The sequence below is a fragment of the Streptomyces regalis genome (assembly GCF_001509475.1).
GTDB classification, from domain to species: Bacteria; Actinomycetota; Actinomycetes; order Streptomycetales; family Streptomycetaceae; genus Streptomyces; species Streptomyces regalis.
Map to the genome: position 1 here is coordinate 16,834 of NZ_LLZG01000232.1, position 23,090 is coordinate 39,923.

Genomic DNA, 23,090 nt, shown 5'->3' on the forward strand with positions numbered 1-23,090 from the left:
CTACTTCGTCACGCTCGGCGGCGTCAGCGGAGTGGCGTTCTGTGCCTGCGGTGAGGACGTGTTGGAGTACGCCGACGGCGCCGCCATGCCCGCCGTCGGGTCGGTCGCGGCCGCCTCCTCCGTCGTCAGGGGAGTGTGGCCGACGATCCGGATGTCGGCGGCGTCGAAGGCGCGCTTGATGCGCCAGCGCAGCTCGCGTTCCACCGTCAGGGACTTGCCGGGCATCGTCTTCGCGGACACCCGTACGACCATGGAGTCCAGCAGCACGCTGTCCAGGCCGAGGACCTCGATCGGGCTCCAGAGGAGCTCGTTCCAGGGCTCCTCCTTGCTCATCTTCTCGGCGACCTCGTCAATGGTGCGCTTGACCTTGTCCAGGTCCTCGGAGGAGCGGACCGTGACGTCCACGCCGGCCGTCGACCAGCCCTGCGAGCGGTTGCCGATGCGCTTGACCTCGCCGTTGCGGACGTACCAGATCTCGCCGTTGTCGCCGCGCAGCTTGGTCACGCGCAGGCCGACCTCGATGACCTCGCCGGAGGCGACGCCCGCGTCGACCGAGTCGCCGACGCCGTACTGGTCCTCCAGGATCATGAAGACGCCGGAGAGGAAGTCGGTGACCAGGTTGCGGGCGCCGAAGCCGATCGCCACGCCCGCCACACCGGCGGAGGCCAGCAGCGGGGCCAGGTTGATGTCGAACGTGGAGAGGATCATCAGGGCCGCGGTGCCCATGATCAGGAAGCTCGCCACCGAGCGCAGGACCGAGCCGATCGCCTGCGAGCGCTGACGGCGGCGCTCGACATTGACCAGCAGGCCGCCGAGGGCCGTGCCGTCCACCGCCTGGGCGGTGCGGTTCATCCGGTCGATGAGCTTGGTGATCGCCCGCCGGATCGCCACTCTCAGCACCGCTGCGATCACCAGGATCAGCAGGACCTTCAGACCTATCGCGAGCCAGGTCGACCAGTTCTGCTCGACCCAGCTCGCGGCCTGGGTCGCGCTCTCGTGGGCGTCCTGGATCGAGGGAACCGCCGGGGGCGTCGTCTCCGACGGGGACGGCGAGGGGGTCGAACCGGCGGCCAGTAGGACGGCGGGCAAGGACACGGCTGGTACCTCCAGTGCAGCGGCCCGCCCCACCGGCAGATGGTCAAGGTCACGAAAAGGTCACCAGCAGGGCAGGTTCACCACACTATCGGGGCATCGTGTGTGGATCGGCGCCATGTTCGAGGGAGGAACCGTGCCCACCTGGGGATGAACTGGTGGGATGAACAGTTCGTCATCCTGGGGATGAATCAGATGTGGTCGAAAACACTCCCAGCCCGTTACCGGGACATGGTGGCGCTTTCACCAGGCAAGAGGGGAGACTGACTACAGATCGTCCCGGCGCGAGCCACGCGCCGCCGACGCCCAAGGAGGCATCCGTGCCGCATGTCCTGGTCCTCAACGCGTCGTACGAGCCTCTCGGCGTCGTACCGCTCCGCCGCGCGCTCGTCCTCGTCCTCGAGAACAAGGCCGTATGCCTCGAGGAGTCCGGCGCCTTCATGCACAGCGCAACCGTCACAGTCCCCGCACCCAGCGTGGTCCGGCTCAAGCGATTCGTCCGGGTTCCCTATCGGGGGCCCGTTCCTCTTACCCGCAGGGCGCTCTTCGCGCGCGACGGGGGCCGGTGCATGTACTGCGGTGGCGTCGCAACCAGCGTCGACCACGTCATCCCGCGCAGCCGCGGGGGCAAGCACGTCTGGGACAACGTGGTGGCCTCGTGCCGCCGCTGCAACCACGTGAAGGCCGACCGACACCTCTTCGAGATCGGCTGGCGGCTACGCCACAAACCTGCTCCACCCACCGGTCTCGCCTGGCGCATCATCGGCACCGGGCATAGGGACCCGCGCTGGCTGCCGTACTTGCAGCCGTTCGGCGCGGAGGACGCCATGGCCCGGATCGACGGCATTTCCGCCTGACGACCCGGGCCTTCGCATACCCGGCGTGCCATGCGTACGGCATCCGGCCCCGAGGGTCCCCCGTACCCCGGGGCCGGACGGTCGCGCGGCCGCCGGGCCGTTCTCACACGTACCGGCTCACACGTACCGCCTCACACGTACCGCCTCACACGTACCGCCTCACACGTACCGCAGCTCCGCCGGCCGCACCGAGCGGTGCAGCAGGGGCAGTGACGTGGCCGAGGCCAGCAGGCAGGTGGCATACACGGCCACCGGGACCAGCACCGGCACCAGTGGAATCGCCCCGACGGCGTCGTCGATCATCGTGGCCCAGCCCACGTAGATCGCCGTGCCGCCGGCGCCCGCCAGCAGGAGCGCCGGTGCGAGCGGCAGCGCGGTCTCCAGGAGCAGCGCCCGGCCGAGCACGCTCTGCGGCACCCCTGCCGCGGCCTGCGCAGCCAGTCCCCGGCGCCGGGTGGCCAGCGCCTCGGCGGTGCCCACGGCCAGGGCCGACAGGGTCAGCGCCAGGGCGATCAGGATCGCGGCGCCGCTGAGGTCGAGGCCGGTGGTGTAGTACGACCTGTTCTCGGCCAGGTACTCGGTGTTGTTCACCACCTGCAACAGCACCGTGCGGATGCCGGCGAAGGCTGTGCCCACGACCGTCACCAGCAGCACCGCCGCATGCGTACGGGCCGCCGCCCACGGGTCGTCCCGCAGCCGCTCCGCCGCGATCAGCAGCGCCGGGCGCTGGGCGCGGGTGGCGAGCACGGCGCCCAGCCGCCGGGACGACCAGCCCGCCAGCCACACCGCCGAGACGCCGATCAGCAGGCTGATGGCGAACACCAGCAGGGGGGCGAGGGCCATGTCGAGGGAATTGTGGAAGAACAGGGGATCGCCGAGGAACGCGATCAGGCCGATCCCCACCGCCATCACCGCCAGAAGCACGGTCACCGCCAGGAACGCCCGCCCAGGCCCCCGCGTCGGCCGCACCCGCCGTACCCAGCCCAGCGGCGAGGCCACCACCCGCCGCAGCGACAGCGCGCTCACGGTCGCGCCCAGCACCGGGACGGCCACGGCGACCAGGGCGATGCCCAGCCACGCCAGGGGCTCGGGGTCCTGCCACACGCGCAGCAGGAGCAGTACGGAGAAGACCGTGGCCACCGCCGATCCGACCAGGCAGGCCAGCCCCGCCTCCAGAGCGGCGATCCGCCTGACCTGACGGGGCGCGGCCCCCGCGAGCCGCAGCGCGGCAAGGCGCCGGTCGCGGTGCACCGCCCCCACCCGGGCGCACTGCCCGAGGAACCCGAGCACCGGCACCAGCAGCATCAACAGGGCGATGATCACGCCCTGCCGGTCGCTGGGCTGGTCGAGGAGCCCGGAGCCGAAGGACACCGAGTACTGCCCCCTGATCGAGATGATCGTGGCGACCGCCAGCCCGATGCCGGTCGCGAGCGCCGCCCCGAGCGCCGTGAGCGTGATCCGCCACCACTCGCGCCGGTCGGATCCCCGGGTGAGCAGCCAGGCCAGTCGGAGGTCGGCTCTCATGCCGCCACCTCCAGCGGCGTCACAGCCCCGTCGGCCAGCCGCACCTCGCGGTCCGCGTACGCCGCCACCTGGGCGTCGTGGGTGATCAGCAGCACCGCGGTGCCCGACTCGCGGGCCGTGTGCGTCAGGGCCGTCATCACCTGCTCGCTCGCCAGCGAGTCCAGCGCCCCGGTCGGCTCGTCCGCGAAGACGATCTTCGGGCCGGTGACCAGCGCCCGGGCCAGGGCCGCCCGCTGGGCCTGGCCGCCGCTCATCTCGCCGGGCCGCAACTCCTCCTGCCCGCGCACCCCGAACCGCTCCAGCCACTCACCGGCCTTCGCCTGCGCCTCCTGCCTGCGCGCACCGGCGAGCAGTAGCGGCAGCGCCACGTTGTCCAGGGCCGTCAGCTCCGGGATCAGCTGCCCGAACTGGAAGACCACGCCGAACTCGGTACGCCGCAACTCGCTCAACCGCTGCTCGGGCAACTGGTCCAGCCGCTCCCCGCCGTACGTCACCGAGCCGGTGTCCGGGCGGACGATGCCGGCCAGGCAGTGCAGCAGCGTGGACTTCCCGCTGCCGCTGGCGCCGGTGACGGCGAGGATCTCGCCCGCCCTCAGCTCGACGGAGGCGCCGCGCAGGGCCTCGGTCCTGCCGTGTGCCTTGACGAGGTCACGGGCCGCCAGAAGCGGCACCGTGCTCCGTCCTGTGTTGCTCATGCTGCGTCGACCTCCGCGGTCAAAGTGGTGAGCCGGGCCGCCGTGGTCGTCATCCAGCGGAGGTCGGCGTCGAGGTGGTTGAGGGCGTAGTCCGCCGAGAGGACGGTCGCGAGATCGGTGCCCTGTGCGGTCTTGACCGCCGTGAGCTCCCGCATCCGTTCCATGTGGGCGGCACGCTGGGCGCGCAGATAGGCCTCGGGGTCGCCGCCGGACAGGATCGACACGACGACCTTGGCGAAGATGTCGTTCGTCACGAACGGCGCGGGCGGCGCGATCTCCCCGGCCCACTTGGCCAGTTCGCGCGCTCCGTCGTCCGTCGAGCGGTACGTGGTGCGTTCCGGGCCGCCGTCCGAGTCGGTGCCGTCGACCTCGGCGAGGCCGTCGCGGGCCAGGCGCTGCAAGGTCGTATAGACCTGCCCGTAGGCCAGCGGGCGGGCCTGCGGGAAGCGTTCGTCGTGGCGTCGCTTGAGGTCGTAGCCATGGCTCGGCCCCGTGGCGAGCAGCCCCAAAAGGATGTGGCGGGTGCTCATGCCGATCATTATGTACTGAGTACATGTACTGAGTGAATAGTGATCAGTAAATTAATCCGACAGGGAGGGTGTGTGGAGCAGAATGTGCGGCACGGAATGTGACGCGAGGCATGTTGTTCGCTTCCGGACGTCTGTCCCCGCGCCTGGTGGGTAGGGCTGCGGTAACCCGCACGCCGTACTAGAAGAGGAGGCCCCGTGCCCACAGCATCGGCCCTGTCCAAACCCGAGGCGCCCAGCGAGCCCGAGATGTACGAAGGCGTCTTCACCGAACCGGAGATGCCCGACTGCGTCTTCAGCGCCGAGGGCGCCTACGCCGAGACCCCCCTCACCAGCGAACCGCCCCTCCCCGATGTCGAGCCCCTCACCAGCGAGCCGCCGCTCGCCGACGCCGCGCCGCTGACCAGTGAGGCGGCGACCTGGGACATGGGTATGGACACCGGTATGGACATGGACATGGACTTTCCGAGGTCGTAGATGACAGCAGAGCGGTCGGCCGAAACCCCTGCTGGGGGGCCTGGGGGGCCTAGGGGGCCTGGGGGACCTGAAGGTCTTGAGGGCCCCGAGGATCTGCCCTCCCATGACCTGGCCCGCCTCGCCGAGCTGTACGGCGTCGCCACCTCCTACCAGCCCTCCGCCGACCGTACGGTCACGGCCCCCGCCGCCGCGCTCACCCTCGCCCTGACCGCCCTCGACGTCGACACGACCACACCCGGGGCCGTCGCTGCCGCGCTCACCGCGCGGGAGCGGGAGCTGCGCGAGCGGCTGCTGCCGCCGACGGTGGTGTGCTGGAGCGGGGCCGACCCCGAGGCGCCGGCCACGCTGCCGTCGCTGCCGGCCGGTACCCGGCTGCACATCGAGACCGAACAGGGCGAGACCCGCACTGCCGTCGACCAACTCCCGCCCGGCGTCCACCACTTGACCGTGACCGCCCCCGACGGCCGTACGGTGACCAGCCACCTGGTCGTCGCCCCACCTCGCCTGCCTACGCCCCCCGGACGCTCGTACGGCCTCCTCGTCCAGCTGTACTCCCTCCTCTCCCGCCGCTCCTGGGGCATGGGCGACCTCGGCGACCTCGGCGAACTCGCCGCCTGGGCCGGACGGGCGCTCGGCGCCGGATTCGTGCAGGTCAACCCGCTGCACGCGGCCGTACCGGGAGCGCCGACCGACCCTTCCCCCTACCGCCCCTCCTCCCGCCGCTTCCCCGACCCGGTGCACCTGCGGGTCGAGGACGTGCCCGAGTTCGCGTACGTCGAGGACCGCGAGCGGGTGCGAGGGCTGCTGGAGCGGGCCGGGCGGCTGCGGGAAGCGGTGCTGGAGAAGGGGGAGTTGATCGACCGGGACGCGGTGTGGGAGGCGAAGCGGGAGGCGCTGGAGCTGGTGCGGGAGGTGCCGCTCGGGCCGGGGCGACGGGCCGCGTACGTCGACTTCCTCGCGCAGGAGGGGCAGGCGCTGGAGGACCACGCCACGTGGTGCGCGCTGGCTGAGGTGCACGGCTCGGACTGGCTCCGGTGGCCGGAGGGGCTACGGGATCCGCGGTCGCCGGAAACCGCCCGCGCGCGGGGCGAACTGATGGACCGGGTCGACTTCCAGTGCCGTCTCGCCTGGCTCACCGACGGCCAGCTGACCGCCGCCCAGCGGGTCGCGCGGGAAGCGGGGATGGGAGTCGGGATCGTGCACGACCTCGCGGTCGGCGTGCACCCGGGGGGCGCGGACGCCTGGGCGCAGCAGGAGTACTTCGCCGCCGGGATGTCGGTGGGCGCCCCGCCGGACGCCTTCAATGCCCGCGGCCAGGACTGGGGACTGCCGCCCTGGCGACCGGACCGGCTGGCCGAGTCCGGGTACGAGCCGTACCGCCGGCTGCTCAGGGCGCTCTTCCGCTACGCGGGCGCGCTGCGGATCGACCACGTCATGGGGCTGTTCCGGCTGTGGTGGGTGCCGCAGGGGCATGCGCCGACGGAGGGGACGTACGTCCGTTACGACGCCGAGGCCATGCTCGCGATCCTGGTGCTGGAGGCCTCCCGGGCCGGGGCGGTGGTGATCGGGGAGGACCTCGGCACGGTGGAGCCGGGTGTGCGGGAGACGCTGCGCGCGCGGGGCGTGCTCGGCACCTCGGTGCTGTGGTTCGAGCGGGACTGGGACGGCGACGGCCGTCCGCTGCCGCCGGACTCCTGGCGCGCCGACTGCCTCGCCACCGCCACCACCCACGACCTGCCGCCCACCGCGGCCCGCCTCACCGGCGAACACGTCCAACTCCGCGACAGCCTCGGCCTGTTGACCCGCCCGCTGGAGCAGGAGCGGGCGGAGGCGTCGGCGGACACGGGCGAGTGGCTGGAGCTGCTCTCCCGGCTCGGCCTGCTGCGGGGCACGCACGGCGGGCACTGCACCTCGGAGGAGGAGGCCGAGATCCAGGCCGTCCACCGCTTCCTGCTGCGCACCCCGGCCCGCATGGTCGGCATCTGGCTCCCGGACGGCGTGGGCGACCGCCGCCCGCAGAACCTGCCGGGGACCTGGGACCAGTACCCGAACTGGCGGCTGCCGATCGCGGACGCGGAGGGCAGAGCGGTGACCTTGGAGGAACTGGCGGCGTCGGCCCGGGTACGGGCGCTGGTGGAGGTGCTGCGGGGCGAGGCGGTCCGGCGGGGGTGACGCCCGGGCGGACCGCGTCTCATGCGGCATTCGGCACCCCGGGCGCGCGGCCCTTCCCGTCGTTCGATACTTTTGGCCCCGTGGACAAGAAGAACGCCCTGCGCGCCGGCGCCCTGGCTGCCGGTACGACGCTGATGATGCTGCTCATGTCGTCCCCCGCGCTCGCGCTTGCGCGTGACGACGGCGACGACCCCGGTCAGGGCCTGAGCGTCATGGAGACGCTGGGCCAGTTCGTCTTGGCCCCGATCGTGCTGTTCGCGGTCGTGGCGGGCCTCGTGATGGTCCTGGACCGCTCTTCGGACCGTCAGCCGAAGGCGAAGGCCAAGGCGAAGGCCTGATCGGCCTCATTGGTCTGACCCGTCTGGCCTGTCTGCTGTCTGACCTGCCTGGTCTGCTTGATCAGGACTTTTCCGTCCGGTCACAGCTTCCCCGAGGGCGCCGACCCCGTCGCACGTACGCGCATCCGCCGTACGTGGGCGAGGCCGGCGCCCTCGGTGTGTTCTTCGCCGTAGGCGGCGCTCACGCCGGGTGCGGCGCGGTCAGATACCGCTGCACCGTGGGCGCCAGCCATGCCACGACCTCCTCGCGGGCCAGCGCCACGGCGGGCGGGAACCGCAGGACGTAGCGCGTGAGTGCCAGCCCGAGCAGTTGCGACGACGCCAGTGCGGCCCGCGCCGGGGCCTGCTCGGGGTCGGGGCACACCTGGCGGGCGAGGGGCAGCAACTGGTCCCCGAAGATGCCCCGCATGCGCTCGGCCCCGGCCTGATTGGTCGCGCCGACGCGGAGCAGGGCCGTGAGGACCTCGTTCTCCTCCCACATGGCCAGGAAGTGCGTGACGAGCGCCCGGCCGACCTCGGCCCGGGGGAACGACGCCGGGTCCGGCAGTTTCAGATCTACGGCGACGGCCGCCGCGAACAGGCCCTCCTTGTTGCCGTAGTAGCGCATCACCATCGACGGATCGATGTTCGCGTCCTTGGCGATGGCGCGGATGGTGGCGCGCTCGTAACCGTCGGCCGCGAAGCGCTCGCGGGCCGCGTCGAGGATCGCCGTGCGCGTGGCCTCGGAGCGGCGCGCGGGGGTGGGGGGCTTGCTCTGTGTCATGCCAACAAGCGTAGGTCAACGCGTGTGGGCCAACAAGCGTGTGCCAACGTATGTGTGCCAGCGAGTGCCTGCCGGCGAGCGCGTGCCAACAAATGTAGGCCCACAAGCGTTGACGCCCCGCGTCGGGCGACCCTATGCTTGCCAACAAGCGTTGACCAACAGACGTTGGCCAACGAGTGTTGGCAACCAGGAGGGCCACCATGAACGGCACCGGCACCCACACCAACTCCCCCCACCCCGTGCTCGTCGTCGGCTCCGGCCCCACCGGTCTCCTCCTGGCCGGTGACCTCGCCGCCGCCGGCGTTCCCGTCACCCTCGTCGAGAAGCGCCCCCACAAGATCAGCAACCTCTCCCGCGCCTTCGGCGTCCACGCCCGCACCCTGGAACAGCTCGATGCCCGCGGTCTGGCCGACGACTTGCTCGCCACCGGCAGCACCATCACCGAGCTGCGTCTCTTCCGCCGCCTCTCCCTCGATCTCGGCACGCTGCCGTCCCGCTTCCCGTTCCTGCTCATCACCCCGCAGTACGAGGTCGAGCGGCTGCTGGAGCGGCGGGCGCGGGAGCTCGGTGTCGAGTTCCTCTTCGAGAGCGAGGTCGTGGGGCTGCGGCAGGACGACAGCGGGGTCGACCTCGACGTGCGCGGTCCGGACGGGGCGGTCGTCACCCGTCGCGCGGCCTACGTCGTCGGCGCGGACGGTCACCGCAGCGCCGTACGCGACGCCGTCGGCCTGTCCTTCCCCGGCGTCTCCGTCATCAAGTCCCTGTTCCTGGCGGACGTTCGGCTCGCCGAGCAGCCCGAGAGTGTGCTCACCGTCAACGGCGCGGGCGACGCCTTCGCGATGATCGCCTCCTTCGGCGACGGCTGGTACCGCGTCATGGGCTGGAACCGCCGCCACGAGGTCGCCGACGACGCCCCGCTCGACCTCGACGAGGTCAAGGAGGTCACCCGCCGCGCCCTGGGCACCGACTACGGCATGCACGACGCCCGCTGGCTCTCCCGCTTCCACAGCGACGAGCGGCAGGCGCCGCAGTACCGGGTCGGGCGGGTCTTCCTCGCCGGCGACGCCGCCCACGTGCACTCACCGGCCGGCGGGCAGGGCATGAACACCGGCCTGCAGGACGCGGCCAACCTCGGCTGGAAGCTCGCCGCCGTCGTCAAGGGCCGGGCGCCCGAGGGCCTCCTGGACACCTACCAGGCCGAGCGCCACCCGGTCGGCAAGGCCGTCCTGCGCAGCAGCGGCGGGCTGGTCCGGCTGGCGCGGGCACAGAACCCGGCGCTGCGTGCCGTACGCGCCCTCGTCTCCGCCTTCGTCAACGCGGCCCGGCCCGCCCAGGCGAAGGCACTGGCCCAGATCTCGGGCATCGGCTACCAGTACCCCGCCCCGCGTGGTTCCCACCGCCTGGTCGGCACCCGCGTCCCGGACGTGGCTCTGGAGAGCGGCCGCCTTTACGAGGCCCTGCGCGGCGGACGGTTCGTGCTGATCACCCCGAAGGCGGCCGACGTGTCCGAGGACCAGGGCCCCCGCAAGGACCGGCTGTCCGTGGAGCGCTGGGCGAGCGACCGCCGTACGACCGTGCTGGTGCGGCCCGATGGATACGTGGCCTGGGCGGCGGACGCCACGGGCGCCACGGACGCGCGGGCGATCGAGGCGGCAATCGCCGCGCACGTGGGGTGAGCGGAGCCCCGGCTACCGGGAATCGGGCGTCCCTGCGAGCAACTCCCGCAACAGGTCGGCCAGTCGGTCGGCCTGTTCGTCGTCGAGGGTGGACAGGGCCTCCGTCTGAACGGCCAGGCCCGCGCCGACCGCCTCGTCGATGATGGTCAACCCCTTGTCGGTGAGGGTGACTTGCAGGCCGCGGCGGTCGTGCGGGTCGGGGGAGCGGCGCAGCAGGCCGGCCCGTTCCAGTTTGTCGAGCCGGCCGGTCATGCCGCCGGTGGTGAGCATGAGCGTCGCCGAGAGCTGGCGGGGCGAGAGCGTGTACGGCTCACCGGAGCGGCGCAGGGTCGCCAGGACGTCGAACTCGCCGCGCGAGATGCCGTAGGGCGCGTACGCCTTCTCCATGCGGTCGCCCATCGTGCGCGAGAGGCGGTAGATCCGCCCGAAGACCTCCATCGCCTTGGTGTCGAGGTCGGGCCGCACGGTCGCCCACTGGTCGATGATCGCGTCGACGGGGTCCTTGCGCTGGGGGCGTTCGCTCATGCGTCGAGTATCGGCGGTCCGATGCTGGCCTGCAAGAAAGTGGCTTGACGGAAAGTGACTTAGCGCTAAGCTACTTTCCATTGACCTACTTCGAAGGGTGCGTCCTATGGCCGCCAGCCGCGTCGGCGGTGTCTCTCCCGCCCTGATACTCCTCACCGCCCTCGCGCCCATCTCCTGGGGCACGACCTACGCGGTCACCACCGAGTTCCTGCCGGCCGACCGGCCCCTGTTCACCGGCCTGATGCGCGCTCTCCCCGCCGGTCTGCTGCTGCTCGCCCTCGCCCGTGTGCTGCCGCGGGGCGCCTGGTGGTGGAAGTCGGCGGTGCTGGGCGCGCTGAACATCGGGGCCTTCTTCCCCCTCCTCTTCCTCTCCGCGTACCGGTTGCCCGGGGGTATGGCCGCCGTCGTCGGCTCGGTCGGTCCGCTGTTCGTCGTGGGTCTCTCTGCGCTGTTCCTGGGGCAACGGCCGACGGTGCGGAACGTGCTCACCGGGGTCGCGGCGGCCTTCGGCGTCAGCCTGGTGGTGCTGAAGGCGGCCGGTGCGCTCGACCTCGTCGGCCTGCTGGCGGCCCTGGCCTCGACGGCGTCCATGTCCACCGGCACCGTGCTGACCAAGCGGTGGGGGCGCCCCGAGGGCGTCGGCCCGCTCGCCCTCACCAGCTGGCAGTTGACGGCCGGTGGCCTGCTCATCGCGCCCCTCGCCCTCCTCGTCGAGGGCGCCCCGCCCGCGTTCGACGGCCGGGCGGTCGGCGGCTACCTCTATCTGGCGCTGGCGAACACGGCGGTCGCGTACTGGCTCTGGTTCCGCGGCATCGGCCGCCTCAGTGCCACGCAGGTCACCTTCCTCGGCCCACTGTCCCCGCTGACCGCCGCCGTGGTCGGCTGGGCGGCGCTGGGGCAGGCGCTGTCCCCGCTCCAACTGGCGGGCATGACGCTCGCGTTCGGGGCGACGGTCGTGGGGCAGATCGGGGTGACCGGCACTGGTGCGGGGTCGGCTGCCGGACGCCGATCATTCAGTTCTTCTGAAAAGAAGCATCAAAAAGATTCGATGGACGTGACAGGTCCGGCGCTGCAACGGTAGATCGAGCCCGATCACCGATCACCGATCACCGATCGCCGATCGCCGTCCAGCGAAAGGACCTCCGTGACCGTCGTCCTCCCCAGGACCGCCACCACCCCGACCCACCTCCCCAGGGCGACCGTCCTCGGCATCGCCCTCGCCGCCCTCGCCACGGTCGTCTGGTCGGGCAGCTTCGTCACCTCCCGCGCGCTGCACGACAGCGTGCCGCCGGTGCAGCAGGCGTTCTGGAGATGGCTGGTGGCGCTGGCCGCGGTGGCTCCCTTCGGCGCCCGGCAGGCATGGCGGCAACGGGAGTTGATCCGCCGCCACCTCGGGTTCGTGCTGCTTGCCTCTCTCCTCGGCGTCACCGCCTACAACACCCTGGTCAACCATGCCGGGTTGACCACGCCCGCCGCCAACATGGGCATGATCATGGCTGCTTCGCCGGTCCTGATGGCCGTGTTCGAACGGGCCGCGGGGATACGGCTGGGCGCGCGCCGGGTGGCGGGACTGCTGACGGCCTGTGCGGGCGTCGTGCTGCTGATCGGGGGTGGCGCGGGCGGGGCCGGGTTCGCGGCAGGGGACCTGTGGATGGTGGCCGCTGCCTGCTGCTTCGCGTCGTACAGCGGTCTGCTGCGGCGCAAGCCGGCCGAACTGGGCGGTGCGGCCTTCCTGTTCACCACGTTCGTGCTGGGCACGGTCCTGCTGTTGCCCGCGCAGGGGGTCAGCCTTGCGGTGCAGGGCGGCTTCGAGCCGACGCCCGGGACGGTCCTGCCGATCGTCTACGTGGGCGTCGCCTCCTCCGCCGTCGCCTTCTTCGCCTGGAACAAGGCGATCGCGCTGGTCGGCCCGAGCCGTGCCGGTGTCGTCTACTACCTCCAGCCGGTGTGCGTGTCCCTGCTGTCCTGGGCGGTGCTCGGCGAGGCGACCGGCTGGACGCAGGTGGGGTGCATGGCGCTGATCCTCGGCGGAGTCGTCCTGGGGGCGGGGGCGCGTCGGTGACGTAGGTTGCCGCCATGGTCGACTGGGACATCCGGAAGCTGCAGATCCTGCGGACGTTGGGGGAGCGGGGGACCGTGACGGCGACGGCCGAGGCGCTGCGGATGACGCCGTCCGCCGTGTCGCAGCAGCTGACGAACCTCGCCAAGCAGGTGGGGGTGCCGTTGCTGGAGGCGCACGGGCGGCGGGTGCGGCTGACGGATGCGGCGCGGCTCGTGCTGCGGCACGCCGAGGCCGTGTTCGAGCAACTGGAGCGGGCGGACGCGGAGTTGGCGGCGTACGTGCACGGCGAGGTCGGGGAGGTGCGGGTCGCGGCGTTCTCCACCGCCGTACCCGCCCTTGTCGTACCCGCCGTGCGGGCGCTGCGGACCGCGCATCCCGGGGTGACCCTGCGGGTGCGGGAGGCGGAGGCCGGGGAGGCGTACGAGCTGCTGGCCGCCGGGGACGTCGACCTCGCCCTGTCCCTCGCCGCGCAGGCCCCGACGGCCGCCGACCCCCGCTTCACCCGCGTCCCGCTGCTCGCCGACCCCCTCGACGTCGCCCTGCCCCGCGACCACCCGCTCGCCGCCGCGGAGGGGCTGCGGCTCGCCGATCTCGCGGGGGAGCCATGGATCTTCGGCGGCAGCGGGCCCTGGTCGGACATCACCCGCGGGGCCTGCGAGGCGGCCGGGTTCAGCCCCGTCCAGGGGCACTCGGCGGCCGGGTGGACGGCGATCCTGGCGATGGTGGAGGCGGGGATGGGGGTGGCGTTGGTGCCGCGGATGGCTGCGGTGGCCAGGGGCGGGGTCGTGATGCGGGAGCTGGGTGCGCAGCGGCCGGTTCGGCATGTGGTGGCAGCCGTACGCAAGGGCGGGGCGGATTCACCGGCGGTGGGGAGGGCACTCGACGCTCTGCGGAGTGCTGCCGCCGCGTAGTCGGGGTCACTCCGGCATGAACTCGTACTGAAGTTCGTAGAGGTGGCCTGCCTTGACCATGACCGTGACTTCGACGGAACGCTCGTCGTCGCTGTACACGACGCGCAGCGTACGGAGAACCGGCAGGTCACTGGGCAGGTTCAAGGCCTGGTACTGCTCTTGGGTGGGAACTCTGGCGGAGACTCGGTCCACGCTGAGACGCGGAGGATGTCCGAGTTCGGCGAGGAGGGCTGGAGTGCCGCCCCTGATCTTCCGCTTGTCCATGATGGCGGTCCCTCGGGCAAGGGCCAAGGGGTAGTAGGACTTGACCAGCTCGACGGGTTCCCCGTCGATGGAGAGAAGCTGGTGCCGCAGCAGAGCCGTCTCGCTCTCGGCGAGATCCAAGGCGGATGAGACATCGGCAGGGGGACGGACCTCCGCCACGTCCAGCAGGGTGCTGTGAGCCTGGGTTCCGCGCTTCGCGGCTTCGGTCAGCCAGCGGTAGGGCTGTCCCGGCCGGGCCGGAGCCATGAACGCGGCGGGGCGCATGGTCCGCTGCCGGTGCTCGCGCACAGTGACCGCGGCTCCGGCGCGGCCGATGACGAGCCGCTCGTCCTTGAGGACCTGGAGTGCTTTCTGAATGGTGGCGTTGGAGGCGTCGAATCTCGCCTTGAGCTGAGCAGTGGAGGGCAGCTTGGCGCCCGGCGCCAGGTCGCCGCTCATGATCTCGTCCCGGAGGTCGGCGGCGATCCGCTCGTGGAGCGAACGCGGGTCCGAGGCGTCGCTGTCGGTGGTGGGCACAGTCATCCGATCTTGATTTCGTAACGCAGCCGCTGCCGATGAGCCGGCATGACCATCACGTCGACCTGTATGGGCTTGTCATCGGTGTCCAGTGTGACCCTGCTCAGCCGTAGGACCGGCTCGTCCGCGCTCATGCGCAAAGTCTCGCGCTCCTCGTCGCTGGGCATCCGAGCCGTGACATCCTCACGCACTCGTGCGCCGACGTGCCCGAGTTCGGCGAGGAACGTCACGGCACCACCGGGGATCTTCCCCTTCTCGGCGAGACGGGTGCCATGGGCGATGCTCAGCGGGTAGTACGTGTCCGTCAACTCGCATGGGGCGCCGTCCAGTTGAATGACCCTTCGGCGCACGACAACCGATTCCCCCGCCTGCAGGCCGAGAAGTGTGGCGACCTCCTCCGGAGCGGGCACCTCGCCGGCGAAGGCGATGCGCTGGCTGCCCTTGCCTCCATGGGCGGCGGCCTCGGCGCCCCACGCGTCGGGTTGCCCCTTCTCTTTTGGTGTCAGATACGGCATCGAGGTGCTGACCCAAGCGCTGTCACTCACGGTGTCCTCCTGCGGAGCGGGATTTCGACCTTGCCGCTTTACACGTTAAGCGACTCGCACAGGTGCCCGCTTCCCGGACCTTCCTTTCTGGGCATTTCTTTCCGCTTTTCGCGAATAGTGGTACGGTGTCTCTGATCGTACCCCACACGAACAGGCGGTGATTCGCATGCCCTTGTCGCGGCAAAGGCGATTCCCTCGCGCCCGCAGCTCCGTCGGCGCCGCACGTGCCTTCGCCCTCCAAACGCTCATGGAGTGGGGCTGCACCGATCGGCATGACGATGTGCGGCTCTGTGTCTCGGAGCTGGCAACGAACGCGTTACTGCACGGCGTCCCGCCAGGGCGTGAGTTCTGTCTGACGGTCATCACCGAAGGCTCGCTGGTCCGCGTCGAGGTCCGGGACAGCGGGGGCGGGCGCCCGGAGGCGGCGCAGAAGCGAGCTGACGACTGCGGAGGCTGGGGGCTTCGTCTCGTGACCGCTCTCGCCGACGACTTCGGCGTAACCGCGCACAGCCCCGGAAAGACCGTTTGGTCTGAGTTCAAGATTGCCGGCGCAAGGATCGAGGAGCCTCAGGATGGAAGCATCTGAACGCGCCCAGCTCGACGCCTACTTCGGACGAATCGCCTGTCGTTTCGCTCTGGCGACCGATCATCCGGTCGCGCTCCTGATCACACACCTGTTACCCGAGCGACCCGCCTTCGTACGGGGCGTGGCTGCGGTGACGGATCTGCGGGCGGTGCTGCCCAAGCCCAAGTCCGTGCATGTCGAGGCACTGCGCGAGATCGAGGGCAGCGGGTACGTGTGCGACAAACTGTCGCGTGAGTTGTTCGCCGATCCTGATCGCGCGGTGGGATATGTCGAGGCGCGCGCCGCAGGCCGCGCTGTCGTGCTGCTCGATGTGGGCGGTTACTTCTCCCCGTCGCTGGAGACGCTGTGCGACCGTTTCTCCGGGCGGATCCTCGGCGTGGTCGAGGACACCGAGAACGGCCACCGGCGCTATGCAGCCCTCGACAAACTTCCCTGTCCGGTCATGTCGGTGGCACGCTCACCCCTCAAGGACCCAGAGGACTTCCTTGTGGGGCAGTCGGTCGTGTTCTCGACCGAGGCGCTCATGCGCAGCCGGGGCGACATCTTGCACGGCCGAACGGCGCTCGTCATCGGATTCGGCAAGCTGGGGTCGAGTATCTCCCGCCTGCTGCACGCCAAAGGGGTACGTGTCACGGTTTACGACACCGATCCTGTCCGCCGCACACAGGCGCTCTCCCAGGGCTTCGCGGTGGCGCGTGCACTCGCGGAAGGGCTTGAGGGTGCGGGGCTCGTCCTGTGCGCCACGGGCGCGCTCTCGCTGCGTGGTGAGGACTTCGGGCGGTTGCGCAACGGCGCATACGTCGCCACGGTGACGAGCAGCGAGGATGAGCTCGAACTCGAAGGTCTGCCGGACGTGTACGAGCGCGCCCATGTTGGCCCGCACATCACCCGCTACCTGACGACCGGCCACTACTTTTACCTCCTGAACGGAGGAAACGCCGTCAACTTTCTGCACGGCGCCAGCGTGGGACCGTTCATCTTCCTCGTACAGGCCGAGATACTCGCCGCTTCCGGCGTACTCGCCCGCGGCGGACTCGGCCCCGGCATGCATGAGATGGGCCCGGTGGACCGCGCTGCCATCGCCGAGACCTGGCTCGACTACTTCAACCGGTGAGGAGACACCCATGGCCATCACGGCCGACCACATCCGCAAGACCCTCGACGACTACCTCGACGTCCATCCGCACGACAAAGGGCGGCTCGTCACTCTTCTCGAACTCCTCGACGCCTCCGCCGACCTGGCCAGCCGTAAGGAGTTCCGGGGTCACGTCACTTCCGGGGCGGTCCTCGCCGACCCCGCAGGCCGCGTGCTGCATGTCAAGCATCTCGCGCTGAACTGCTGGCTCCTGCCCGGCGGCCACCTTGAGGCGGACGACGTCAATCTCCTCGCCGCCGCACAGCGGGAGTTGTCCGAGGAGACCGGCATTCCGGCCGCCGTCGTCATGCCGGCCGGGCATCGTCCTGTACACATTGACGCCCACCACATCCCGGCCAACCCGACCAAGGGCGAACCGGACCACCAGCACTTCGACTTCCGATACCTCTTCCACACCTCTGCCGACGTGGTTGAACTGCAGACCGAGGAAGTCACCGCCGCGGCTTGGCGCCACGCCAACACCATCGAGAACGAAACGCTGCGCAGCCGAGTACTCGAGGCGCTGCGCTGACGTGAGTCCTGCGGCTCCTGAGCACATGACAGGGCGCCCGGCACAGCAGCACCGGGCGCCCTGTCGGCGTACGTACGACGACCGTTACTGCTCCGCCGCCGCGTCCGCCGCCTGCGCCTTCAGCGCCCGCTCCACGCCCGCGCGGGACTCGGAGACCAGGCGTCGCAGGGCCGCGTTCGGCTCCGCGGAGGACAGCCAGGTGTCCGTCTTGTGCAAGGTCTCGTCGGAGACCTGGAGCGTCGGGTAGAGACCCACCGCGATCTGCTGGGCGATCTCATGGGAACGGGCGTCCCAGATGTCCTTGACCACCTCGAAGAACTTGTCCGTGTAGGGGGCCAGGAGTTCACGCTGGTCGGTCTGGACGAAGCCCGAGATCACCGCTTCCTGGAGGGCGTTCGGGAGCTTGTCGGAGTCGATGACCGACGACCAGGCCTCGGCCTTGGCCTCGGGGGTCGGGCGGGCGGCGCGGGCCGTGGCGGCGTGGCGCTCGCCGGCCGCCGTCTTGTCCCGCTCGTACTCGCCCGCGATCTCCGTCTCGTCGAAGCGGCCCACGGCCGCCAGGCGCTCCACGAACGCCCAGCGCAGCTCCGTGTCGACGGCCAGGCCCTCGATCGCCTGCGAGCCGTCCAGCAGGGCCTCCAGCAGGTCCAGCTGCTCCGGCGTACGGGCCGTCGCCGCGAACGCCCGCGCCCACGCCAGCTGGTGGTCGCTGCCCGCATCGGCGGAACGCAGATGGGCCAGCGTGGCGTCCGTCCAACGGGTCAGCAGGGCCTCGCGGGCCGCCGGGTCGGCGTACAGCTCGATCGCCAGCTTCACCTGGCGCTGCAGCGACTGCACGACACCGATGTCGGACTCCTTGCCGATGCCCGACAGGACCAGCGAGAGGTAGTCACGGGTGGCGAGCTCCGCGTCACGGGTCATGTCCCAGGACGACGCCCAGCACAGGGCGCGGGGCAGCGAGGCCTCGAAGTCGCCGAGGTGCTGCGTCACGAACGCCAGCGACTCCTCGTCCAGGCGGACCTTGGCGTACGACAGGTCGTCGTCGTTGAGGAGGACCACGTCCGGGCGGCGGGTGCCCGCCAGCTGCGGTACGGCGGTCAGCTCGCCGTCCACGTCCAGCTCGATGCGCTCGTCGCGCAGCAGCTTGCCCGTCGCGTCGTCGAGGTTGTACAGGCCGACCGCGATGCGGTGCGGGCGCAGCGTCGGCTCACCCTTCGCACCCGTCGGCAGCGCGGGGGCCTCTTGGCGGATCGCGAAGGACGTGATCACACCGGCGCCGTCCTTTTGGTCTGTCTCGATCACGGGGCGCAGGATGTTGATGCCCGCCGTCTCCAGCCACTGCTTCGACCACGTCTTCAGGTCGCGGCCGGAGGTCTCCTCCAGGGCGCCCAGCAGGTCGGACAGGCGCGTGTTGCCGAACGCGTGGCGCTTGAAGTACGCCTGGACACCCTGGAAGAACTCGTCCATGCCGACGTAGGCGACGAGCTGCTTGAGGACGGAGGCGCCCTTGGCGTAGGTGATGCCGTCGAAGTTGACGAGCACGTCGTCCAGGTCGCGGATCTCGGCCATGATCGGGTGGGTGGACGGCAGCTGGTCCTGGCGGTACGCCCACGTCTTCATCTGGTTCGCGAAGGTGGTCCACGAGTGCGGCCAGCGCGACTCGGGCGAGTACGCCTGGCAGGCGATGGAGGTGTAGGTGGCGAACGACTCGTTCAGCCACAGGTCGTTCCACCACTCCATGGTGACCAGGTCGCCGAACCACATGTGGGCCAGCTCGTGCAGGATGGTCTCCGCGCGCGTCTCGTACGCCGCGCTCGTCACCTTGGAGCGGAAGACGTACTGGTCGCGGATGGTCACCGCGCCCGCGTTCTCCATCGCGCCCGCGTTGAACTCCGGCACGAACAGCTGGTCGTACTTCTTGAACGGGTACGCGTAGTCGAACTTCTCCTGGAACCAGTCGAAGCCCTGCCGGGTCACCTCGAAGATCGCGTCCGAGTCGAGGTACTCGGCGAGCGAGGGCCGGCAGTAGATGCCGAGCGGGACGGACTGCCCGTCCTTCTCGTAGACGCTGTGCACGGAGTGGTACGGGCCGACGATGAGCGCCGTGATGTACGTCGAGATGCGCGGCGTCGGCTCGAAGGTCCAGACGCTGTCCTTGGGCTCCGGCGTGGGCGAGTTGGAAATGACGGTCCAGCCCTCCGGCGCCTTCACGGTGAACTGGAAGGTGGCCTTCAGGTCGGGCTGCTCGAAGGACGCGAAGACACGGCGGGCGTCCGGGACCTCGAACTGGGTGTAGAGGTAGGCCTGCTGGTCGACCGGGTCGACGAAGCGGTGCAGGCCCTCGCCCGTGTTGGTGTACGCGCAGTCGGCGACGACCCGCAGGACGTTGCGTCCCTCCAGCAGGCCCGGCAGGGCGATCCGGGAGTCCTTGAAGACCTCGTCCGGGTCGAGCGAGTCGCCGTTCAGGGTCACCTCGTGGACGGTCGGGGCCACGAGGTCGATGAAGGAGTCGGCGCTGTTCTCGGCGACGTCGAAGCGCACCGTGGTCACGGACCGGTAGGTGCCGCCCTCCTGCGCGCCGGAGAGGTCGAGATCGATCTCGTACGAGTCAACGGTGAGCAGCTTCGCCCGCTGCTGTGCCTCATCGCGAGTCAGGTTTGTGCCAGGCACGCGGTCATCTCCTCGATATGTGTGGGTTGCGCCATCCTTCCACGGGACCTGCACGGAGCGCGATGTCCGTTTACCGCCGGTGGGCGGGGCGGACGCGCGTGAGTCTGGGGACATGACGACCTATCGCGCACGCCCCATCGATCCGGCGACCCTGAAGGAGCTTCGCTCTGCTGACGACGCGGGACGCCGGACGGTTCCCGTGACCGACGAGGAGGGCGGGTCACCCCTGCGCTGCTGCCTGCGCCGCAGCGCGCCCGGCGAGCGGATCGCCCTCGTCTCGTACGCTCCCCTGCGCCGCTGGGCGGCCGAGAACGGCGTCGATCCAGGGGCGTACGACGAGCAGGGGCCCGTCTTCATCCACGCGGAGGAGTGCGCGGGGCCGCAGTTGCAGAGCCTGCCCTTCGTGAACGCCCACCGCGTGCTCCGCCGGTATTCGGCCGAAGGGCACATCCTCGGCGGACAGCTGGTCGAGGGCGCGGACGGATCGGCCAGGGCCCTCCACAACGCGTTCGACGACCCGGCCGTGGCGTTCGTCCACGTCCGGGCCGTCGAGTACGGATGCTTCCTCTACGAAGTCCGCAGGGCCTGAGGGGTGTTGCCTAGCCCTTCAGCTCCGCCGCCACCAACTCCGCGATCTGCACCGCGTTCAGCGCAGCCCCCTTGCGGAGGTTGTCGTTGGAGAGGAAGAGGGCGAGGCCGTGCTCGACGGTCTCGTCGGTGCGGATGCGGCCGACGTACGACGGGTCCTGGCCGGCTGCCTGGAGGGGGGTCGGGACGTCGGTGAGGGCCACGCCGGGGGCGCCGGCGAGCAGTTCCTTGGCGCGCTCCACGCTGATCGGGCGGGCGAAGCGGGCGTTGACCTGGAGGGAGTGGCCGGAGAAGACCGGGACGCGGACGCAGGTACCGGAGACCTTCAGCTCGGGGATCTCCAGGATCTTGCGGGACTCGTGGCGGAGCTTCTGCTCCTCGTCGGTCTCGTTCAGGCCGTCGTCGACGATCGAGCCGGCCAGCGGCAGGACGTTGTACGCGATCGGGGCGACGTACTTGTTCGGCTCGGGGAACTCCGCCGCCGAGCCGTCGTGGGTCAGCTTGGGCGCGTCGTCGCCGACCTTCTTGACCTGCTCGAACAGCTCGTCCACGCCGGCCAGACCCGAGCCGGACACCGCCTGGTACGTGGCGACGACCAGCGCCTGAAGCCCGGCCTCCGCGTGCAGCGGCTTCAGGACCGGCATCGCGGCCATCGTCGTGCAGTTCGGGTTGGCGATGATGCCCTTGGGGCGGTCGGTGATCGCGTGCGGGTTCACCTCGGAGACCACGAGGGGTACCTCGGGGTCGCGGCGCCAGGCCGAGGAGTTGTCGATCACGACGGCGCCCTGGGCGGCGACCTTCGGGGCCAGGGCCTTCGAGGTCGAGCCGCCCGCGGAGAACAGGACGATGTCCAGGCCGGAGTAGTCGGCCGTGGCCGCGTCCTCCACCGTCACGCCGTCCAGGACCGTCCCCGCCGAGCGGGCCGAGGCGAACAGGCGCAGCTCGGTGAGCGGGAAGGCACGCTCCGCGAGGATCCTGCGCATGACCGTGCCGACCTGCCCGGTGGCTCCGACGATTCCGACCCTCACGGCGACTCCCTTACCCGTTCTTGAATGTCTGCGGCCTTTCCATCATGCGGCCGACCCGGGTCCGCCTGTCCAATTCTTTGCGTTCCATGCCCGAGGGCCGGGACACTCCGCCCCGTCCGGCGGTACCGGAACTCCCGTGCGCACCCACCCTGAGCTGCAGAAATTAGCCCTACGAGGCCCTCGTTCCGCAAGCTGTGCTGCGCCCGCGCGGCGGTGTGACGTACGCCTCGCAGAAACTTCCGGCGACCCGGGCGAACGTTTCCGTGCGCTGCGGCGTCGTAGGAGAAACGCGGTGAGGGGGGTGGCTTGTGCTGCGCAGAAAGGCCCGCCGTGTCCAGGAGGACGATCACAGAGATCCTCTGGACGCGGCCCAGGAGCGTCGGGTGCGGGCGGTGCTCGCGCTGGGCGGGGTGCCGCAGGCGGACCTGCTGGACGGGGTACAGCAGGTACGCCTGCGGCTGCTGGAGCGGGCCGCGAACGGGCAGGAGGCACCGCGGGACGTCTCGGCGTGGGCGGCAGTCGTCGCCTCCAACCTCGCCATGGACTGGCACCGGGCCAAGAAGCGCCAGGAGCGGATCGGTGAGCGGCTCGCCTCCTTGCGCCAGCTCGAGCACCCCTCCGGCGAGGACACCAGCCTGCTCTCCCTCGCCGTCGCCCAGGGCCTGGACGAGCTGCCGGACGCCCAGCGCCAGGTCCTCGTCCTGCGCTTCTACGCCGACCTGCCGGTGCGCGGGATCGCCGAGGAGCTCGGCATCCCGGAGGGCACGGTCAAGAGCAGGTTGCACACGGCGGTACGGGCCCTGCGCGCCCGCCTGCACGAGGACGAGGTGGTGTGACGTGACCGCCGAGAACGAAAGCCGCAACGGTCGCGACGGTTACGACGGCCGTACCGGCGCCGACGCGCTGCTGGCCGCGATCACCGGCGAACCGCTGCCGGACGACGCGCGTGCGGACGCCGCCTTCATGGCCGAGCACCGGTCGGCTGCCGCCGATGTGGCGCTGCTGCGGGAGCAGTTGGGCCTCATCGGGCAGGCGCTCACCGAGCCGCCGGCCGAGGCCAAGGCCCCCGAGCCTGTGCCCCTACGACGCCCTTCCCGCGTACGGCGCCGTGCGTTCACCTTGGCCTTCGGCACCCTCGCCGTGGCTGCCGTCGCGTCCGTGGTGGCCGGCCTGGGCTGGCTGGTGTCGCAAGGCGGGGACGGCCTTGCCTCGGGAGGCAGCGCCGACGAGGCGAGCTCCAAGCAGGCCGGCGCCGACTTCGGCAGCCCCCGCTACCTCGCCTGCGCGCGCCTGGTCGTCGAGGGAGACGTCACCGCCGTGGTGCCGGTGCCCGGGACGGCGCAGGAGCGGATCACTCTGCGGGTGACCCGCTTCTACCAGCCGGACAAGAGCGACGACGAGGAGGTGACCTTCGCGATGGAGGAGGGCGTCGTCCACCAGGGCGAACACGTCCTGGTCGGCGTCCCGCAGCATGCGGCGGCACCGGACCTCTGGGCCGTCGGCGAGAAGGACATCGCCGTCGAACGGGCCTGGATCACCGCCTCGCTGTCCGAGGCCCGCAAGCTCACCTGCGAATGACGAAGGGCGGGCGCCCGCACGGACGCCCG

24 protein-coding genes are annotated in these 23,090 nt (G+C 70.7%); 14 read left to right on the forward strand and 10 right to left on the reverse strand.

Annotated features, from left to right (window positions below):
• Complete coding sequence (locus ADL12_RS23995) at positions 1–1,095, reverse strand: mechanosensitive ion channel family protein (RefSeq protein ID WP_062705015.1); 1,095 nt, start codon at positions 1,093–1,095, stop codon at positions 1–3.
• Positions 1,096–1,412: 317 nt separating this feature from the next.
• On the opposite strand from ADL12_RS23995, the gene ADL12_RS24000 reads away from it, so the two are divergent.
• Positions 1,413–1,949 (forward strand): HNH endonuclease, encoded by a 537-nt coding sequence (locus tag ADL12_RS24000; protein ID WP_030049754.1) that lies wholly within the window; start codon positions 1,413–1,415, stop codon positions 1,947–1,949.
• A gap of 159 nt (positions 1,950–2,108) precedes the next feature.
• Here the strand turns inward: ADL12_RS24000 and ADL12_RS24005 are convergent, their stop codons facing one another.
• The 3 genes from ADL12_RS24005 to ADL12_RS24015 are packed head-to-tail and all read right to left on the reverse strand — an operon-like array spanning position 2,109 to position 4,698.
• Positions 2,109–3,473: an FtsX-like permease family protein gene (locus tag ADL12_RS24005; RefSeq protein ID WP_062705017.1), complete on the reverse strand. Its 1,365-nt coding sequence runs from the start codon at positions 3,471–3,473 to the stop codon at positions 2,109–2,111.
• Positions 3,470–4,168, reverse strand: coding sequence for an ABC transporter ATP-binding protein (locus ADL12_RS24010; RefSeq protein WP_062705019.1), 699 nt, complete (start codon positions 4,166–4,168; stop codon positions 3,470–3,472). The genes ADL12_RS24005 and ADL12_RS24010 overlap by 4 nt, the downstream gene beginning before the upstream one ends.
• Positions 4,165–4,698 carry a PadR family transcriptional regulator gene (locus ADL12_RS24015; RefSeq protein WP_062705106.1) on the reverse strand — a complete coding sequence of 178 codons (534 nt, stop codon included), beginning with the start codon at positions 4,696–4,698 and terminating at the stop codon, positions 4,165–4,167. Before ADL12_RS24015 ends, ADL12_RS24010 begins: the two co-directional genes overlap by 4 nt.
• Positions 4,699–4,944: 246 nt before the next feature.
• On the opposite strand from ADL12_RS24015, the gene ADL12_RS24020 reads away from it, so the two are divergent.
• The 3 genes from ADL12_RS24020 (at position 4,945) to ADL12_RS24030 (ending at position 7,682) form a co-directional block, all read left to right on the forward strand.
• Positions 4,945–5,172 carry a hypothetical protein gene (locus ADL12_RS24020; protein WP_062705108.1) on the forward strand — a complete coding sequence of 76 codons (228 nt, stop codon included), beginning with the start codon at positions 4,945–4,947 and terminating at the stop codon, positions 5,170–5,172.
• Complete coding sequence (gene malQ, locus ADL12_RS24025) at positions 5,173–7,344, forward strand: 4-alpha-glucanotransferase (RefSeq protein ID WP_208614606.1); 2,172 nt, start codon at positions 5,173–5,175, stop codon at positions 7,342–7,344.
• Positions 7,345–7,424: 80 nt separating this feature from the next.
• Positions 7,425–7,682, forward strand: coding sequence for a hypothetical protein (locus ADL12_RS24030; protein WP_062705020.1), 258 nt, complete (start codon positions 7,425–7,427; stop codon positions 7,680–7,682).
• 181 nt (positions 7,683–7,863) lie between these two features.
• On the opposite strand, the gene ADL12_RS24035 is transcribed toward ADL12_RS24030, so the two are convergent.
• Positions 7,864–8,445, reverse strand: a complete 582-nt coding sequence (locus tag ADL12_RS24035; RefSeq protein ID WP_062705022.1) for a TetR/AcrR family transcriptional regulator — start codon at positions 8,443–8,445, stop codon at positions 7,864–7,866.
• Between the two features lie 200 nt (positions 8,446–8,645).
• Between ADL12_RS24035 and ADL12_RS24040 the strand changes: the two genes are divergently transcribed.
• On the forward strand, positions 8,646–10,121 hold the full coding sequence (locus tag ADL12_RS24040) for an FAD-dependent monooxygenase (protein WP_062705025.1): 1,476 nt from the start codon (positions 8,646–8,648) through the stop codon (positions 10,119–10,121).
• A gap of 12 nt (positions 10,122–10,133) precedes the next feature.
• On the opposite strand, the gene ADL12_RS24045 is transcribed toward ADL12_RS24040, so the two are convergent.
• A complete protein-coding gene (locus tag ADL12_RS24045) occupies positions 10,134–10,646 on the reverse strand; it encodes a MarR family winged helix-turn-helix transcriptional regulator (RefSeq protein ID WP_062705026.1) in 513 nt (170 codons plus the stop codon).
• Between the two features lie 106 nt (positions 10,647–10,752).
• Between ADL12_RS24045 and ADL12_RS24050 the strand changes: the two genes are divergently transcribed.
• The 3 genes from ADL12_RS24050 (at position 10,753) to ADL12_RS24060 (ending at position 13,619) form a co-directional block, all read left to right on the forward strand.
• Complete coding sequence (locus tag ADL12_RS24050) at positions 10,753–11,727, forward strand: EamA family transporter (RefSeq protein WP_062705028.1); 975 nt, start codon at positions 10,753–10,755, stop codon at positions 11,725–11,727.
• Positions 11,728–11,790: 63 nt separating this feature from the next.
• Positions 11,791–12,708, forward strand: coding sequence for a DMT family transporter (locus ADL12_RS24055; RefSeq protein WP_062705030.1), 918 nt, complete (start codon positions 11,791–11,793; stop codon positions 12,706–12,708).
• Positions 12,709–12,722: 14 nt separating this feature from the next.
• Complete coding sequence (locus tag ADL12_RS24060) at positions 12,723–13,619, forward strand: LysR family transcriptional regulator (protein WP_062705032.1); 897 nt, start codon at positions 12,723–12,725, stop codon at positions 13,617–13,619.
• A gap of 6 nt (positions 13,620–13,625) precedes the next feature.
• Here the strand turns inward: ADL12_RS24060 and ADL12_RS24065 are convergent, their stop codons facing one another.
• Both ADL12_RS24065 and ADL12_RS24070 read right to left on the reverse strand, forming a co-directional pair.
• Positions 13,626–14,405, reverse strand: coding sequence for a GntR family transcriptional regulator (locus tag ADL12_RS24065; RefSeq protein ID WP_062705034.1), 780 nt, complete (start codon positions 14,403–14,405; stop codon positions 13,626–13,628).
• Positions 14,402–14,944 carry a GntR family transcriptional regulator gene (locus ADL12_RS24070; RefSeq protein ID WP_062705037.1) on the reverse strand — a complete coding sequence of 181 codons (543 nt, stop codon included), beginning with the start codon at positions 14,942–14,944 and terminating at the stop codon, positions 14,402–14,404. The genes ADL12_RS24065 and ADL12_RS24070 overlap by 4 nt, the downstream gene beginning before the upstream one ends.
• Before the next feature lie 166 nt (positions 14,945–15,110).
• On the opposite strand from ADL12_RS24070, the gene ADL12_RS24075 reads away from it, so the two are divergent.
• From ADL12_RS24075 to ADL12_RS24085, 3 genes are read left to right on the forward strand one after another with little or no spacing between them, the layout of a single operon-like run.
• On the forward strand, positions 15,111–15,530 hold the full coding sequence (locus tag ADL12_RS24075; RefSeq protein ID WP_062705111.1) for an ATP-binding protein: 420 nt from the start codon (positions 15,111–15,113) through the stop codon (positions 15,528–15,530).
• Positions 15,517–16,644 (forward strand): adenosylhomocysteinase, encoded by a 1,128-nt coding sequence (locus ADL12_RS24080; protein WP_062705039.1) that lies wholly within the window; start codon positions 15,517–15,519, stop codon positions 16,642–16,644. The genes ADL12_RS24075 and ADL12_RS24080 overlap by 14 nt, the downstream gene beginning before the upstream one ends.
• A 10-nt stretch (positions 16,645–16,654) precedes the next feature.
• Positions 16,655–17,197 carry an NUDIX hydrolase gene (locus ADL12_RS24085; RefSeq protein ID WP_062705041.1) on the forward strand — a complete coding sequence of 181 codons (543 nt, stop codon included), beginning with the start codon at positions 16,655–16,657 and terminating at the stop codon, positions 17,195–17,197.
• An 84-nt stretch (positions 17,198–17,281) separates the two neighbouring features.
• Here ADL12_RS24085 and pepN read toward each other — a convergent pair whose 3' ends face one another.
• Positions 17,282–19,867 carry an aminopeptidase N gene (gene pepN / locus ADL12_RS24090; RefSeq protein ID WP_062705042.1) on the reverse strand — a complete coding sequence of 862 codons (2,586 nt, stop codon included), beginning with the start codon at positions 19,865–19,867 and terminating at the stop codon, positions 17,282–17,284.
• A 112-nt stretch (positions 19,868–19,979) separates the two neighbouring features.
• On the opposite strand from pepN, the gene ADL12_RS24095 reads away from it, so the two are divergent.
• The gene (locus ADL12_RS24095) at positions 19,980–20,456 is read left to right on the forward strand and encodes a DUF1203 domain-containing protein (protein ID WP_062705044.1); all 477 of its coding nucleotides are present in this window, start codon (positions 19,980–19,982) and stop codon (positions 20,454–20,456) included.
• 10 nt (positions 20,457–20,466) lie between these two features.
• On the opposite strand, the gene ADL12_RS24100 is transcribed toward ADL12_RS24095, so the two are convergent.
• Positions 20,467–21,483 carry an aspartate-semialdehyde dehydrogenase gene (locus tag ADL12_RS24100; protein WP_062705046.1) on the reverse strand — a complete coding sequence of 339 codons (1,017 nt, stop codon included), beginning with the start codon at positions 21,481–21,483 and terminating at the stop codon, positions 20,467–20,469.
• A 308-nt stretch (positions 21,484–21,791) separates the two neighbouring features.
• Between ADL12_RS24100 and ADL12_RS24105 the strand changes: the two genes are divergently transcribed.
• Together ADL12_RS24105 and ADL12_RS24110 are read left to right on the forward strand one after the other, a co-directional pair.
• Positions 21,792–22,319 carry an RNA polymerase sigma factor gene (locus ADL12_RS24105; RefSeq protein WP_062705052.1) on the forward strand — a complete coding sequence of 176 codons (528 nt, stop codon included), beginning with the start codon at positions 21,792–21,794 and terminating at the stop codon, positions 22,317–22,319.
• Position 22,320: 1 nt separating this feature from the next.
• The gene (locus ADL12_RS24110; RefSeq protein WP_062705054.1) at positions 22,321–23,061 is read left to right on the forward strand and encodes a hypothetical protein; all 741 of its coding nucleotides are present in this window, start codon (positions 22,321–22,323) and stop codon (positions 23,059–23,061) included.
• Positions 23,062–23,090: the final 29 nt, after the last annotated feature.